This window comes from Nonomuraea sp. NPDC049714, from assembly GCF_044465295.1.
GTDB lineage: Bacteria > Actinomycetota > Actinomycetes > Streptosporangiales > Streptosporangiaceae > Nonomuraea.
On record NZ_JBITLM010000004.1, the window covers coordinates 469,320 to 484,522 of the forward strand.

The window sequence follows — 15,203 nt, forward strand, 5'->3', positions numbered from 1 at the left end:
CCATGAAGGCAGTTCGGTACCACCGTTACGGCGACAGCGACGTCCTGGTCTACGAGGAGGCCGCCCGCCCGGTTCCGGCGGCAGGGCAGGTGGTGGTGAAGGTGGCCGGCACCTCTTTCAACCCGGTCGACGTGGCGATCCGCGCCGGTCATCTGCAGCAGGCGTTCCCCCTGGCCTTCCCGCACGTGCCGGGCATAGACGTGGCGGGAACCGTCGACGAGGTCGGTGCGGGCGTCCTCGGCTGGAGGGCCGGCGACGCGGTCGTGGGGTTCTCGCCGATGAACGCCGACGGCGCGGCCGCCGCCTACGTCGCCGTCCCGGCCGAGATCCTGGCCGCCGCACCCCGGACGGTGGAGCCGGCCGACGCCGCGGCACTGCCCGCGGTCGGCCTGACGGCCTGGCAGTCGCTGTTCGAGCACGCCGATCTGAAGGCCGGGCAGAGCATCCTGGTCAACGGGGCGGGCGGTGCGGTCGGCGGGTACGCCGTCCAACTCGCCGCGCAGGCCGGGGCCGTGGTCACCGCGACCGCCAGCGCCCGCAGCGCCGACCGGGTACGCGGCTACGGCGCCGAGGAGATCGTCGACTACACCGCCACCCCCGTCACCGGGACCGGTGAGCGGTTCGACGTCGTCCTCAACCTGGTGATCACCTCACCGCAGGAGACCGCGGCGCTGGTCGGCCTCGTGGCCGACGGCGGGGTGTTCGTCAGCACCACCACCCCCGGCCAGGATGACACCGACCGGGACGTACGGGCTGTGCGGGTCTTCGCCCGCAGTGACGCCGCCCAGCTCGCCGAGCTCGTCGCCCGCGTCGACTCCGGCGATCTGAAGATCGACGTCGCCGCCCGGCGGCCCCTGTCCGACCTGGCCGCCGTCCACGACGAGGCCATCACCGGACGGCTGGCCGGCAAGACCGTCCTCACCCCCGCCTGACCTACCGCACAGCCCTCGGCCTCCCCCGGCCTCCCCCGGCCAGGATGGCCGGCAGCACACCGCCGCTGCCAGGTGGTGATCGTGACCGGGCACGGGCGGCCCGGCTACCTGCGCCGGGCGATGGCGGCGGGCGTGCGCGGCTTCGTCGGCAAGGACAACCCGGCGGCCGCGCTGGCGAAGGTGATCAGGCAGGTGCACGAGGGCGGCCGCTACATCGACCCGGAGCTGGCGGCGGACGCGCTGTCGATGCGCGAGTGCCCCCTGACCCCACGTGAGCTCGACACCCTCCGCGCGGCCTCCAGCGGGGCTCCCGTGTCGCGGATCGCCCGCGAGCTGAGCCTGTCGGAGGGCACCGTGCGCAACTACCTGTCCTCGGCGGTGACCAAGCTGGCCGTCGAGAACCGGCACACCGCCGTCCGCCGCGCCCGCGACATGGGCTGGCTGTGAACCTGTGAGTTCCCGGTGAGTCGGGCGCCCCTCCTCCCCTGACGCTCCACCCCTCACAGAACCCTCACAGACTGCCTCAGATCGCCTCCAACCTGGCAGGCCAGGCTGGCCGCATGATTCAGCTTGGGGCGCACGGTGCTGGTGTCCAGCCACCTGATGAGCGAGATGGCGCTCACCGCCGACCGCCTCGTGATCGTCGGGAAGGGCCGGCTCATCGCCGAGGCGGACACCGCCGAGTTCACCACGACCGGCGAGGAGGTGTTCGTCCGGACCGACGATCCCGCCTTCGCCCGGCGGCTGGAGCTCGTGGGCGCCCAGGTGCTGTCCCAGGAGGGCGGATTCGTCGTCGCCGGCATCACCGCGCCCGACGTCGGCCGGCTGGCCGCCGCCGAGGGCGTGACCCTGTACGAGCTGACACCGCGCCGTACCTCGCTGGAGACGGCGTTCATGGAGCTCACCCGCGACAGCGTCGAGTACAGCGCCGGACAGGGGGCCGCGCGATGAGGGGCATGCTGCTGGCCGAGTGGACCAAGTTCAGGAGCGTGCGCTCCACGCCGGCGAGCAGTGGACGATGTTCCTGCTCGACCCGGCGGGCAACGCCCTGGAGTTCAAGGCCTTCGCCGACGACTCGCAGATCTTCGCCACCTGATGACGTACGCCACCGACCCGGGTTCCGGCACCGCTACCAATTTCCCCAAGGGCGCGGCTGCGTACGGAAGCCGGGAAGGACAGGGTCTCCCCTATCGCGACGCTGGAGGCGTCGCGTCGACCAGCCTCACGCAGGGCCTGTGCCATCGGCATGAACCGAATCCCACCAGAACTACACTGCATGTTGTAGCTTCCTACACTACATGCTGCAGTGTAATCTCGGGAGCCACTGGGAGCGGCCGTCGTTAAGGCTCTGATCTCGGGCGTGCGAGCACCGCAGGGCCCACACCCGCGTGTCCATGCGTCGCCACGGCTCGCTCAGTGTTCTGGACCGCAAAGGTGTCCTCCCCCAGGCGCAGGCCGACACCTCAATCCGGACAGACCCCCCAGAGCGCCCAGGGAACTTGTCACTCAGGGAGGGGCGTACGTGCGCATATCTTGCAGGTCACCCCTTGCCCACCAGCAACGATGGAGAGGACATCCGAACATGGCGGTCAACGCGTTGGCGCCCGATGCGCCGCCGCACAGCCCCGGCAGGCGCTGCGCTTCAGTCGCGTGATATGAACCTTCCCACGCGCGACATGAACTGATACGTTCATCTCAATTCGTAGAGTTGTCTACGTACTGTTAGACAAAGGGAGCCAGCAGTGGCCAAGCAGCAGGTGGAGCACGAACCCGCCGAATCGGCAAATGTCACTATCCGGGCGGGTGAGCTCGAAGTCGGGTACATCGACGACGGCGGCAGTGGTGTGCCGCTCGTGCTCGTCCATGGCGGCGAGAGCGACCGTACCCAGTACGCGACACTCCGCGCCCACCTCGGCGCCGGAATCCGGGCGATCTCCTACGATCAGCGCGACTCGGGGATCACCGTGAACCCGCCGGTTCCGTACACGCTGGGCGACCTCGCCGATGACCTCGTCGCCTTGCTGGATGCGCTGGGGCTCCAGAGCGCGCACCTGCTGGGCACCTCCTTCGGCGGCGCCGTCGCGCAGCACACCGCGCTCCGGCATCCCGAGCGGGTCGCCTCCCTCATCCTGGTCGCCACCACGCCGAGCTTCGCGCTGTGTCCCGGGAAGGTCAACGAGCTGTTCGACATGTCCCATGACAACCGGCAGAAGGCGGTCAAGGACTTCTTCGTCAGACCCGGAGGCCAGAACGAGCTCCACACCCGGGCCGCCCAGACGCTCGCCTACCGTGATCCCGAGAAGAGCGGCCGCCGCCACGATGCCGCCCGGCAGCACGAGGTCCGGGACCGCCTCGGGGAGATCACCGCACCCACCCTGATCGTGCACGGCACGGCGGACCTGCTGGCGCCCTACACCGGCGCCACCCTGATGGCGCAACAGATTCCGAACGCCGAACTGCGTTCGATCGAGGATGGGCGCCACGCGATCGCGATGGAGTTCGCGCCCACGATCGGCCCCTGGGTGCGCGAGTTCCTCGAAGTGACAGCAGCGTGAGCGACACGACGCACGCCCGCGTCCGGCGGGCTCCGCAGCCATGAGTGACGCCGGCCGCGAGGTCGCGAACCGGATGGCCGAGGCGGCCCAGGCATGGCTGGACTCCCTGGACGCGGACCAGCGCCCGATGGCGGTCGGACCGCCGCCGGGCGCCGACGGCGCGGCCGAGGCCGAACGCACCCGCTGGTTCTACACGCCCACCGATCACGGCGGCCTCACCTTCCACCAGCAACGCCCCGCCCAGCACCGGCTGGTGATGCGGCTGGTCGCGAGCGGGCTGTCCGAAGCCGGGTACACCACCGTCGCCACCGTGCTCGGCCTGGAGAACGTACTCGACCGCGTCGAGGGCTTCTCGGTGAACTGGGGGCGGGAACGCACCCGCGACCCCGGCATGTACTACCTGCGGGTCTTCGGCGAGCCCGGCGGGCCACAGCCGTGGGGATGGCGGTTCGGCGGCCACCACGTCTCGCTCAACAACCTCGTGGTGGACGGGCGCGTCGCCGCCACCACGCCGTGTTTCCTGGGCGCCGACCCGGCCGCGTCGCCACTGCTGGGCGGCGCGACGCTGCGCCCGCTGGGGACGGCCGAGGACCTGGCCCGCGAGCTGGTCCGCTCCCTGCGCCCCGAGTTCGCCGCCCGCGCGGTCCTGCTGGCGCGCGCCCCGAACGACATCGTGGCGGGCAACAGCGCCCGGATCGACGACCGCGTGGTGAAGCGCAGCGAACTCTGGCGTCCCGGCCCGTTCACCCCGGACGGTGCCGAGAACCCGGCCACCGGCCTCGACGGTGCGAACCGGCAGGCGCTGGCCCTCACCCCGACGCCCAAGGGCGTGCCGGGCGCCGAGCTCGACGCCGCGCAGCGGGAGCTGCTGCGGGCCCTGCTCGGCACCTACCTCGACCGCGTCCCGGACGGGGTGTCCCCGCTGCCCCGCTACGACGACCCGGCGGCGCTGGACGCCGTGCACCTCGCCTGGGCCGGCTCCACCACGGCGGGCGAGCCGCACTACTACCGCCTGCAGGGCCCGCGGCTGCTCGTCGAGTGGACCAACATCCACCGCGGCGTCAACCACGCCCACGCCGTGTGGCGGGACCCGGAGACCGACTTCGGCGGCGACGTCCTCGCCGCCCACCACGCAGCTCACCACGTGCCATAAGAACGGAATGAGACAGACATGGCCGGCCAACAGCCATCACCGACCGACGCTCCCTCCCATAAAACGCGCCCCACGCTGCGGGGATCCTTCGGCATGTGCGCGTCGACGCACTGGCTGGCCTCCGCGACGGCCCAGTCCGTACTGGAGCGGGGTGGCAACGCGTTCGACGCGGCGACGGCCGGCGCCTTCGTGCTGCACGTGGCCGAACCCCATCTGAACGGGCCCGGCGGTGATCTCGTCGCCGTGTTGGCAACCGCGGCGGACTCGTCCCCGCTCGTGCTGGCGGGACAGGGCCACGCTCCGCGGGGAGCCACGATCGAGCACTTCCGGGCCGAAGGACTGGACCACGTCCCGGGCGCTGGCGCCCTGGCCGCCGCCGTCCCGGGCGCCGTCGACTCCTGGCTCTGGCTGCTCTCCGAGTTCGGTACCTGGGAGCTCGCCGACGTCCTGGCCTACGCGATCGACTACGCGGAGCACGGAGTTCCGGTCGTACCCCAATTGGCGCGTGTCCTGGCCACGGTCGAGGATCTCTTCCGCACGCACTGGCCGACGTCGTACGCGCTGTGGATGCCCGGAGGACAGGTCCCGCAACCGCATGCGACTCTCGTCAACCCCGCCTACGCCCGGACCCTGCGCCGGCTGATCACCGCGGGTGCCGGCGAGACGAGAACCGCACGGATCGACTCCGCGCGGCACACCTGGCGAACCGGGTTCGTGGCGGCCGCCTTGGCGGAGTTCGCGGCCAAGCCGCATCGGCACTCCTCGGGCGGGGACCACGCCGGAGTGATCACCGCCGCCGACTTCACCGACTTCCTTCCGTCCATCGAACCCGCGGTCACCGCGGAGTTCCGGGGGATCACGGTGGCGAAGGCGGGCTTGTGGTCCCAGGGTCCCGTGCTGCTGCAGGCCCTCACCATGCTCGACCACTTCGACGACGAACAGATCGATCCGTCGACCGCCGGGGGCATCCACACCATCACCGAGGCTTTGAAGCTGGCCATGGCCGACCGGGAGGCGTTCTACGGGCATCTCGATCCGGCGGACGCGAAGGCCGTGGTGTGCCGTCTGTTGTCCCCTCGGTACAGCAAGGAGCGCGCCGGGCTGATCAGCGCGGTCGCGTCGACCGCGTTCAGGCCCGGTGACATCGGCGTCACACCGTTCACGCCACCGCTCGTCACCCGTCAGCACGCCGTCCAGGCCGACGGCGTCGGAGAGCCCACCGTGCAACAGACCGGGGAGACCCGGGGCGACACCTGCCACATCGACGTCGTGGACCGCTGGGGCAACATGATCTCCGCCACGCCGTCGGGAGGGTGGCTCCAGTCCTCCCCCGCCGTGCCGGATCTCGGTTTCGCGCTGGGCACCCGGCTCCAGATGACCTGGCTGGACCCGGCTGCCCCGTCGCGCCTGGCGCCGGGGCGGCGGCCTCGTACGACGCTGACTCCGACCCTGCTGCTGCGCGACGGCAGCCCCGTGGCCGCGCTGGGCACACCGGGAGGCGACCAGCAAGACCAGTGGCAACTGCTCTACCTGGTGCGCACGCTCGCTCTCGGGATGGATCCGCAGGAGGCGATCGACGCACCCGCGTTCCACACCACCGCGGTACCGAGCTCGTTCTGGCCCCGGACCTGGACGCCGGGGGGATTGGTGATCGAGGAACGAGCGGACGAGGCGGTCATCGACGAACTGCGCGAACGTGGCCACGACGTGACCGTCTCCGGACCCTGGAGCCAGGGCCGGCTGTCAGTCGTCACGCGTGATCCGGACAGCGGCGTCCTCCAGGCGGCGGCGAACCCGCGCGGCGCTCAGGGCTACGCGGCAGGGCGATGAACGGCGTTGCGTCCCGCACCCGCCCCCGCACCCGCCCCCGCACCCGCGGCCGGCTCGTGCGACGGCGTGTCACGCCGGTGGGTCTGATGCTCGCCCTCACCTTCGCGACGGGCGTCGTCGACGCTGTCGGGTACCTGCGCCTGGACCAGGTGTTCGCGGGCAACATGACGGGCAACGTGGTCATCCTCGGCATGGCGGCCGCAGGCGGGACGGGGCTGCCCGTGCTCGGTCCGGCCATGGCGCTGGTGTTCTTTCTCGTCGGCGCGGCCGTGGCCGGGCGGGTGCTGCGCACCGCCGCCCCGGGCTGGTGCCGCCGGTGCACGGGTCTGCTGGGCGGCGTCGGACTGGTCCTGGCCGCCACGGCGCTCGGCCTGGCCGTAGCCGGGGTGGGCGCCCCTGCCGCCCGCGTGGTGATGGCGTCGTCGCTCGCCCTGGCCATGGGGGTGCAGGCGGCGACGGCCCGCCATCTGGCGGTGAAGGACGTCACCACCGTGGTCGTCACCTCCACCCTGACCGGCCTCGCGGCGGACTCCCGGCTGGGAGCGGCCCGCGGCCAAGGGGCACTGCGCCGCGGCGCGGCCGTCACCCTCATCATCGTCGGAGCGGTCACCGGCGCGGCGTTGTGCCACGTGCACGAAGGTCTCGCGGTGGCGGCGGCAGCGTTCGTCGTGCTGGCCGTGACCGTCCTCGGCCACGTGGCCGTTCGCTCCGCCGGCTACGTGGCGGCAGCCACGACCGGATCGACCATGTCCCCGACGAGCAGGTCCTTGGCCTCGGCACCGGACCGACCGCCCCCGGCTTCGGCGCGATGACGCCGCCCGCCGACGACGAGTACTTCACGCCCGGCACCTCCAGCCTGACCGCGCTCGCGGCGTGAGTACTCCCCGCTAGGCGGCAGCGCTACATGCGCTGCCGACCCTGCACCAGCACGGCAACGAGGAAAGGACGTTCATGACCACACCATCCCTGGCTCCCCCGGTCCGCATCGGGAAGGCCGCTGTCGGGGCTCTCGGCATTCTGGCACTCGCCACTGGCGTCCTGGAGGCGGTGGTGTCACCGACGCTTCCGCTGTTGCAACAGGAACTGTCGATAACTCGTGCCGAAGGGGCACTGCTCAGCATCGCGATGCTCATCACCGGCGCCATCTTCGCGCCCATCGCGGGCAATCTCGGTGACCGTCACGGCGGGAAATGGGTCATCACCCGGCTGATGGCGGTGGTCGTGGTCGGTGGTCTGGTGTCCGCGCTGGCACCGAACCTGCCGGTGATGCTGCTCGGTCAGGTGCTGCAGGGCGCGATGGTGGGCGCGATGCCGCTGTCGTTCATCCTGGTACGCAAGTACCTCCCAGCGGGAGAGTCCGGGGTGGCCATCGGGTTGGTCAGCGGGTTGTTCCTGGGCGGCGGCATGCTGGGCACGCTGATAGCCGGGCCCATCGCGGAGGGGCTGTCCCGGCACTGGATGTTCGCGATACCGACGTTCGCGATCGTCGTGGCGACCCTGTTGGTGCACAGGCTGATGCCGAACGATCCGCCGGCCCGGACCGGCGCGAGGATGGACTGGCCCGGCCTGGTTCTCCTGAGCGGCATTCTGCTGACGCTCATGTTCGGCCTCTCGATGGTGGCCGAGATCGGCAGCCAGCCACTCGTGTTCGGCGCCGTCGTCGTTCTCCTGGCCGCCCTCGTGGCCGGGTGGGTCTTCGTGGAACGCCGGTCAGCCTCGCCGATGGTCGATCTGCAGATGCTCGCGAAGCCTGCGATCTGGAGCTCCTATGTGATCACCTTCGCCATCTGCCTAGGTACCTCGGCGTCGATGTTTCTCGTTCCGCAGCTGTTCGAGGTGCCCGCCGAAGCGTACGGCTTCGGGGCCAGCGCCACCGACATCGGGCGGTACCTGTTGCCCGGCGCCGTCGCGGCGGCGGTCGCCGGGCCGCTCAGCGGGGTCCTGGCGCGGCGTTTCGGCGCGAGTGCCGTGGTCGCTGCCGGAATCGGCTTCCTGTCGGCCACGTTGGTCGCCATGGCGTTCATCCACACCGATGTCTGGCATCTCGTCATCGGCAAGGTGCTGGTCGCTCTGGCCAGTGGCATCTGCGTCACGGCGATGGTCGTCAAGACCGCCACCTCTGTCGATCAAGGCGACACCGGCACCGCCACCAGCCTGGTCCTGGTGATTCGCGTGATCGCCTACGCCGCGGGCGCACAGATCAGCGGTGCCTTCCTCACCGCCGCGACCCCTGCCGGGTCGAACATCCCGGCCGAATCGGCCTTCACCACCGTCTTCGTCATCACCGGCGTCGTCACGGCGCTGTCCCTGCTTGCCGTCCGAACCCTGAGCAAAGGAGCCAAGGAATGACCCGCACCGACCTGAGGACGGATGTCCGTACCGCGCCGAGGCGCAAGGTCCTGATCTCGGGAGCCAGCATCGCGGGTCCTGCCCTCGCGTTCTGGCTGAACCGCTACGGTTTCGACGTCACGGTGGTGGAGAAGGCGGACACGCTTCGTGCCGGTGGTTATCCCATCGACGTGCGCGGCACCGCACTGGATGTCGTCGAGAGGATGGGAATCCTGCCGCGACTGCGGGACTCGCACATCGACCTGCGCCGGCTGACCTTCCTCGACGGGGACGGCAGCGAGGTGGTCTCGGTCAACCCGCACGCCGTCACCGGCGGTGTCGCGGGACGGGACCTGGAGGTGCGGCGCGGGGATCTGAGCGACGCTCTTTACGCGGCGGTCCGTGACGACGTGGAGTTTCTGTTCAACGACTCCATCGACACCCTCGACCAGTCCGGCCACGGGGTCGACGTCACCTTCCGCGGGGGCGGCAAGCGTACGTTCGACATGGTATTCGGGGCGGACGGTATGCACTCACGCACCCGCGAGATGCTGTTCGGCCCCGAAGAGCAGTTCCACCGCTTCCTGGGGTACTGCTTCGCCGTGTTCACCATGCGCAACACCTTCGGGCTCTCCCACGAGACCGTGATGTGGAACACCCCGGGCAGGGCCGCGGCACTATACGCCGTAGGGGACGACGACGAAGTGCACGCGTTCCTGAACTTCGCCCACCCGCAACCGCCGTTCGACGCGTTCCCGAACCCGGAAGCCCAACGGGACCTGATCGCCACGGTCTTCGCCGACGCGGGTTGGGAGGTCCCGGGCATGCTGGCCGCCATGCGCGACTCGGACGACCTGTTCTTCGACGCGGTCAGCCAGATCCGCATGCCCGGCTGGTCCAGCGGCAGGGTCGCGCTGGTGGGCGACGCCGCGTACGCGCCCTCCTTCCTTACCGGACAGGGCACCAGCCTGGCGCTCGTCGGCGCGTACATGCTCGCCGGTTCCCTGGCCGACCGGGACCACGCCGAGGGCTTCGCCGCCTACGAACACGACACCCGTGAGTTCGTGACCCTGAACCAGGGGCTGGTCGGCGAGGGCTCCGCCACGCTCTTCCCGACCACCGCTCAGGCCCTGGAACAGCGCAACAACAGGCTGCGCAAGCTCAGCGCCATACCCGTCGCGGAGGGACGTCCGGCCCATTCGGCCCTCACCCTGCCCGCGTTCATGTCGATGACCTGAGCAGCCCGGGGACGCGCGCCGATGACGGGCGTCCCCGGCGGCCGGGGCCACCGGTACGGACCCGGGCGCCGCTGACGGTGGGTGCGCCGATCGGGGAGCGCTACTCCCACCCGCCGACCGGCCCATTCCGTGATTTTGGCCAGTTTCGGCACGTTCTTCGCAGTCGTGGCGGCATCGATCCGGCGGCACATCGTGGACAGCGTGAAGGCCGTCGCGCACGCGCGTGCGGCCGGTGCGACGACCGTCGCACCGGCCGATGCCCCGTCCTCGCCGCTCGCGCGCGGCGTCACCTCACGCATCCGGCCCCGCCGCGGCGGACGGCCCAGTCCAACGGCTTGAGTCATTGTAGGCGGACGCCTTGAGAGTTATAGTCGTCTCATCTGAGAAAAGATTCTCATTTAAGGATGGAGCCCTATTATGTTCATTGCTGCGGCGACGGACAGCGTGTTCATCGCTCCGAACTGGGATCGCGTAACAGCGGAGGAGACTCGCCGCCTGGGGGAAGTGCCGGCCGCCAACGTCGGCGACGCGCTGCAGCGGATGACCGTCATGGACGGCGGCATCCGGCTGTTCACCGAGCGGGCCGCGCTCCTGGGAAACGCCCTGACGGTGGACGTGCGGTCGGGTGACAACCTGGCCATTCACCGGGCGCTCGACGAAGCCCGACCAGGTGACGTCCTGGTCGTCAACGGGCACGGGGACATGACCCGTGCGCTGATCGGCGACCTCATCGGCGAGATCATGGTGAATACCGGGGTCGCCGGCGCAGTGGTCGACGGTGCCGTCCGCGACGTCCAGGCGCTGTCCGAGATGGGCCTGACCGTCTACGCGCGGGCGATCACCCCCGCCGGGCCGTTCAAGGGCGGGCCCGGCACCATCGGTGCCCCGGTGGCAGTCGGCGGCGTGGTGGTGGCGGCAGGTGACGTGCTCGTCGGTGACGCCGACGGCGTCGTCGTCGTCCCACGGCTCCGCGTGCACGAGGTCGTGGGCGCGGTCGACGGGATCGTCGAGAAGGAGGAGGAGCTCCGGCAGCGCATCCTCGCCGCGCGCTCCGACCATGCGGCGGTGGCCCGATGACCGCCATGCTGCCCGCCTTCCGGATCGAGGAACTGCGCCGCTGCTCGCGGCGTCCGGCCCTCGCCCCGGCCCCGCCGGGGGCCGTCTCCCTCGCCATGGGTGAGCCGGACTTCCCGACACCGCCGCCGGTGATCGAGGCCGCCGTGGCCGCCTTGCGCGCGGGGCACACCCACTACGCCGACCAGAAAGGCCTGCGGGAGCTGCGCGCCGCGCTCGCGTCCAGGTTGCCGGCGCACCCCGGCCGGACCTGGACCGCGGACGACGTCGTGGTCACCCACGGCGCGACCGCCGCGCTGGCGGCCGTCGTGCTGGCGATGATCGGCCCCGGCGACCGTGTGGTCATCCCGGAGCCCGCCTACTCGCTGTACGCCGACCTGGTCGTCCTCGCCGGGGGCACCGTGGACTTCGTCCCGCTCGCCCCGGACCTGCACTGGGACCTCGACGCGTTGGCCGCCGCGCTTCCCGGGGCCGCGATGATGATCTTCTCGAACCCGTCGAACCCGACCGGTATCGTGCACCGCGAGCAGGAGCTCCAGGCCCTCGGAAAGATCCTCGACGGCTCCGACGTCCTGCTCGTCAGCGATGAGGCGTACCACCGGCTGGTGTACCCGGGGCATGCGCTGACCTCGGCGCTGGAGATCGAATCGCTGCGAGACCGGACGGTGTACGTCCAGACCTTCTCCAAGACGTACGCGATGACCGGCTGGCGGGTGGGATACCTGACCGGGCCACGCGAGGTGGTGGACGCGGCGGCCCACGTGCACCGGACCTACAACGGCTCGTTGAACACGGCGGCCCAGCACGCGGCCCTCGCCGCCCTCGATCTGCCGGACGGCGTCCTCGACGCCATGACCGACAGGTACCGGCAGCGCCGAGAGCTCGTGGTCGCGCACCTGTCCGGGATTCCCGGCCTGCACCTGGTTCCGCCGGAGGGAGCGTTCTACGGGTTCCTCCGCTACGACGCCGACCTGCCCTCCGAGGCGGTCGCCCGCGAGCTCGCCGGGCGTGGGGTGATGGTCCGGGCCGGCGCTGAGTACGGGCCCTCGGGCGAAGGGCACATCCGGATCTCGTTCGCGGCCTCCGAGGACGACCTGCGGACCGGGCTGGACCGCATCGTCCGTCACCTCGGCGATGCGAGATCCTGACGAGGTCCGGCGACCGTACAGCATACGGCGCATGTCCGGGCAGCCGAACGGACGTTCACTCAGGGGATATACTTCGCCTGCACTTCGATGAGGGGCGAAGGAGGCGCGTGACCGATCAGCAGGCCGCCCCGAACGGCGGGCACAAGCTGCGCAGTGACACCCGCCGTAACCGCCGGCGCCTCCTCAAGGCCGTCGGCGAGCTCGCCCGGGAGGCGCCCGGCCAGCTCACCATGCAGGCCGTCGCGTCCCGGGCGGAGATCGGCCCGGCCACCGCCTACCGCTACTACTCCTCGATGGACGACGTGCTCGCGGCCTACGTGCTCAGCGTCGTCGAGGAACTCCGCGACTTCAGCGCGAGGTCGACCGCGGAAGGGCGACCGCTGTTCGATTCCGTCGTGGACAAATGGGTGGACCTGCTCGCGGAGCACGGCCCGGCGTTGGTGCAGCTTCGATCCCGCCAGGGTTACCTGGAGCGGCTCAACGACGGCGACGCGATCATAACCGCCGTGCGGGATGCCTGGAACGAGCCGGTGCGGGGGCTGCTCGACGACATCGGCCTCCCGAACGAGATGATCGAGTACGCCCTGTTCCTCTGTAACATGATGTTCGATCCGCGCGAGATCCAGGACCTGGTGCAGGTGACGGATCTGTCCCGCCGCGAGGTCATCACCCGGCTGACCGAGGCCTACAGCGGCGCGTTGCGCGGGTGGGCGCGGGCAGGCTGATCGCCCCAGGCGCTGCGTGCGCCGGCCCGGATCCGGCGAGCTCGGCGCCTGGCTCCCCGGGCGCGCGAGGGTGCCGGCCTCGGCGCACGGGTCGCCGAGGAAGGCGAGGCCGGACGGCCTGCCGTTCGGGCTCCCGGAACACGTCCCGGGCCTCCGGGTGCGTTACTCGTCTGGGGACACCAGTCCCGACCGGTACGCGTAGATCGCGGCCTGGACACGGGTGCGCACGCCGATCTTGGCGAGGACGCGGGACACGTGGATCTTGACCGTCCCCGCGGCGATGGCCAGGTCGTCGGCGATCTCGGCGTTGGACCCGCCCAGCGCGACCAGCCGGAGCACCTCCGTTTCCCGCACCGTGAGCTCCCGAGCGTCGGCCTGAACCGGCGGGGTCGCGAAGCGGCGCACAAGCTTGCGCGTGACCTGGGGGTCGATCAGCCCCTGACCTCGGTGAGCCGCGCGCACCGCCGCCAGGTAGAGGTCGGGGTCACCGTCCTTGAGCAGGAAGCCCACGGCACCCGCTTCGAGCGCCCCGAAGAGGTACTCGTCCGTGTCGAACGTGGTCAGCGCGATGATCGCCGTGTCCGGCGCCCGCGCCGTCAGCCGCCGGATCGCCGTGATCCCGTCCGTGCCCGGCATACGGAGGTCGGTGAGGATCACGTCCGGCCGGTGCTCACGCGCCATGCTGATCAGCTCTGCCCCGTCGCGCGCGGCGCCGAGGAAGGCGATCTCGGGCTCGTGACTCAGCAACTGCCGTAGGCCCTCGCGGGCGAGATGCTGATCGTCGGCGATCAGGAGGCGGATCACGGGACCACCTGCCGGGCCGGATGATCGTGCGCCGGGGACACCGTGGCGGGGCCGAGCTCGGCACCGCCGGCCTTCGCCGCCGATCCGCGCTCCGCACGCGCGTTCGGGGGGAGCGCGGGCAGGTCAGCGCGCACCCGCCAGCCGTTCTTGCCACGCGGGCCGATGTGGCAGCGCCCTCCGAGTGCCGCCACGCGCTCGCGCATGCCCGCCACGCCGTGCCCTCCACCGTGCCGTCCGCTGGTCCCTCCACTGGGCCGTCCGCTGGGCCCGCCGCCGCACCCTCCACTGGGCCCTCCACTGGGCCCTCCGCTGGGCCCTCCGCTCGGGACGCGGTCGTCCGCCGGTTCGCCGCCGGACGATGGGCGGGGCGGACCCGGATCGTCGATGGTGACGATGACCCGGCTATTGGCCCCATGGACCGTGACCGAGGCCGTCGCGGCCGTGGAGTGCCGCGCCACGTTGGTCAGCGCCTCCTGCACAACCCGGTACGCGCAGACCGCCGTCTCGGGGTGGACGGTGCTCTCCAAGCGGGGATCGACCTCCAGGGCGACGGCCAGCTCCGGACCGCCGCTGCGTTCCACCAGTGCGGGCAGGTCGGCGAGGCCTCGCCCCGTCACATGCTCCTCGCCGTCCGATCGCACCAACGTCGCGAGGAGCCCCCGGATCTCGGCCAGCGCCTCGGCCGAGAGACCGGCGATCCCGGCCAGTGCGCGGTCGGCCTCGCCGTCGCGACCGGCCAGCGCCCGCCGGGCGCCGACCGCCTGGAGCCTGATCGCACTGAGGTGGTGACCCACGATGTCGTGGACGTCCCGGGCGATCCGCGCGGCCTCCTGCGAGCGCGCCCACTCCTCCCGGGCCCGTTGCAGCCGTACGGCCTGCGCGGCGCGGTCGGCCCGCAGTCGCAACGCGTACCCGACGGCGACCGGTGCCGCGCCGGCCGCCGCGTAGACGAACACGGTGGCGAGATCAGGCGTGGACATGCCCCCGGTGCCCACCGCCATCACCACAGCCAGGACGACGGAGCCGATCAGGAGGGCCGAGCGCAGCCGGTGGCGGTAGTAGGCCGCTGAGGCGACGATCAGGCCCAGCACCCACGTCCCGGTGTCGCGCTCCAGCGCGAGACTGGCCGCCAGCATCACCACCGCGGACGCGGCGACCGCCGTCAGCGGCAGCCGCCTGCGGACCGCCAGCGGCGCGCAGGCGGCCAGGGTCGGTACCGCCCACGCCGCCGCCGAGCCCGCGTCGGTGACCACCGCGGGCTGACCGCGCCACCATCCGTCCAGCGCCGAGACCGCCAACGCGATGACCGCCACGGCGCAGGCGAGCACGGCGTCGCGGCCCATCAGCGGGATGCGCCCCCAGACGCCGACCGCGTCTCCCGCTGGGGAGGTGCGGAAAGTCGCCGATCGTCTCACG

General features: G+C 71.3%; 13 protein-coding genes and 2 pseudogenes. 13 read left to right on the plus strand and 2 right to left on the minus strand.

Features of this window, described 5'->3' with window-relative positions; genetic code table 11:
* The first annotated feature begins 2 nt into the window (after positions 1 to 2).
* The 13 genes and pseudogenes from ACIBQX_RS19830 (at position 3) to ACIBQX_RS19890 (ending at position 12,983) form a co-directional block, all read left to right on the plus strand.
* On the plus strand, positions 3 to 932 hold the full coding sequence (locus ACIBQX_RS19830) for an NADP-dependent oxidoreductase (RefSeq protein ID WP_397006396.1): 930 nt from the start codon (positions 3 to 5) through the stop codon (positions 930 to 932).
* A gap of 66 nt (positions 933 to 998) precedes the next feature.
* Positions 999 to 1,379: pseudogene (locus ACIBQX_RS19835) on the plus strand (DNA-binding response regulator); the annotation flags it as partial.
* A 123-nt stretch (positions 1,380 to 1,502) separates the two neighbouring features.
* Positions 1,503 to 1,883 carry a hypothetical protein gene (locus ACIBQX_RS19840; protein WP_397006398.1) on the plus strand — a complete coding sequence of 127 codons (381 nt, stop codon included), beginning with the start codon at positions 1,503 to 1,505 and terminating at the stop codon, positions 1,881 to 1,883.
* A 52-nt stretch (positions 1,884 to 1,935) separates the two neighbouring features.
* A pseudogene (locus ACIBQX_RS19845) lies at positions 1,936 to 2,028 on the plus strand (glyoxalase); the annotation flags it as partial.
* A 646-nt stretch (positions 2,029 to 2,674) separates the two neighbouring features.
* Positions 2,675 to 3,487, plus strand: a complete 813-nt coding sequence (locus ACIBQX_RS19850; RefSeq protein ID WP_397006400.1) for an alpha/beta fold hydrolase — start codon at positions 2,675 to 2,677, stop codon at positions 3,485 to 3,487.
* Positions 3,488 to 3,527: 40 nt separating this feature from the next.
* Positions 3,528 to 4,640: a DUF3500 domain-containing protein gene (locus tag ACIBQX_RS19855; RefSeq protein WP_397006402.1), complete on the plus strand. Its 1,113-nt coding sequence runs from the start codon at positions 3,528 to 3,530 to the stop codon at positions 4,638 to 4,640.
* 93 nt (positions 4,641 to 4,733) lie between these two features.
* Complete coding sequence (locus tag ACIBQX_RS19860; protein WP_397006404.1) at positions 4,734 to 6,470, plus strand: gamma-glutamyltransferase family protein; 1,737 nt, start codon at positions 4,734 to 4,736, stop codon at positions 6,468 to 6,470.
* Positions 6,467 to 7,282, plus strand: coding sequence for a YoaK family protein (locus ACIBQX_RS19865; RefSeq protein ID WP_397006406.1), 816 nt, complete (start codon positions 6,467 to 6,469; stop codon positions 7,280 to 7,282). The genes ACIBQX_RS19860 and ACIBQX_RS19865 overlap by 4 nt, the downstream gene beginning before the upstream one ends.
* Positions 7,283 to 7,421: 139 nt before the next feature.
* Positions 7,422 to 8,819, plus strand: a complete 1,398-nt coding sequence (locus ACIBQX_RS19870) for an MFS transporter (protein ID WP_397006408.1) — start codon at positions 7,422 to 7,424, stop codon at positions 8,817 to 8,819.
* Positions 8,816 to 10,036 carry an FAD-dependent monooxygenase gene (locus ACIBQX_RS19875; protein WP_397006410.1) on the plus strand — a complete coding sequence of 407 codons (1,221 nt, stop codon included), beginning with the start codon at positions 8,816 to 8,818 and terminating at the stop codon, positions 10,034 to 10,036. Before ACIBQX_RS19870 ends, ACIBQX_RS19875 begins: the two co-directional genes overlap by 4 nt.
* Before the next feature lie 417 nt (positions 10,037 to 10,453).
* On the plus strand, positions 10,454 to 11,113 hold the full coding sequence (locus ACIBQX_RS19880; protein WP_397006412.1) for a methyltransferase: 660 nt from the start codon (positions 10,454 to 10,456) through the stop codon (positions 11,111 to 11,113).
* Complete coding sequence (locus ACIBQX_RS19885; RefSeq protein ID WP_397006414.1) at positions 11,110 to 12,258, plus strand: pyridoxal phosphate-dependent aminotransferase; 1,149 nt, start codon at positions 11,110 to 11,112, stop codon at positions 12,256 to 12,258. Before ACIBQX_RS19880 ends, ACIBQX_RS19885 begins: the two co-directional genes overlap by 4 nt.
* 107 nt (positions 12,259 to 12,365) lie before the next feature.
* Positions 12,366 to 12,983, plus strand: coding sequence for a TetR/AcrR family transcriptional regulator (locus ACIBQX_RS19890; protein WP_397006416.1), 618 nt, complete (start codon positions 12,366 to 12,368; stop codon positions 12,981 to 12,983).
* A gap of 162 nt (positions 12,984 to 13,145) precedes the next feature.
* On the opposite strand, the gene ACIBQX_RS19895 is transcribed toward ACIBQX_RS19890, so the two are convergent.
* On the minus strand, positions 13,146 to 13,787 hold the full coding sequence (locus ACIBQX_RS19895; protein WP_397006418.1) for a response regulator: 642 nt from the start codon (positions 13,785 to 13,787) through the stop codon (positions 13,146 to 13,148).
* Positions 13,784 to 15,202 (minus strand): sensor histidine kinase, encoded by a 1,419-nt coding sequence (locus ACIBQX_RS19900; RefSeq protein ID WP_397006420.1) that lies wholly within the window; start codon positions 15,200 to 15,202, stop codon positions 13,784 to 13,786. The genes ACIBQX_RS19895 and ACIBQX_RS19900 overlap by 4 nt, the downstream gene beginning before the upstream one ends.
* Position 15,203 lies beyond the last annotated feature (1 nt).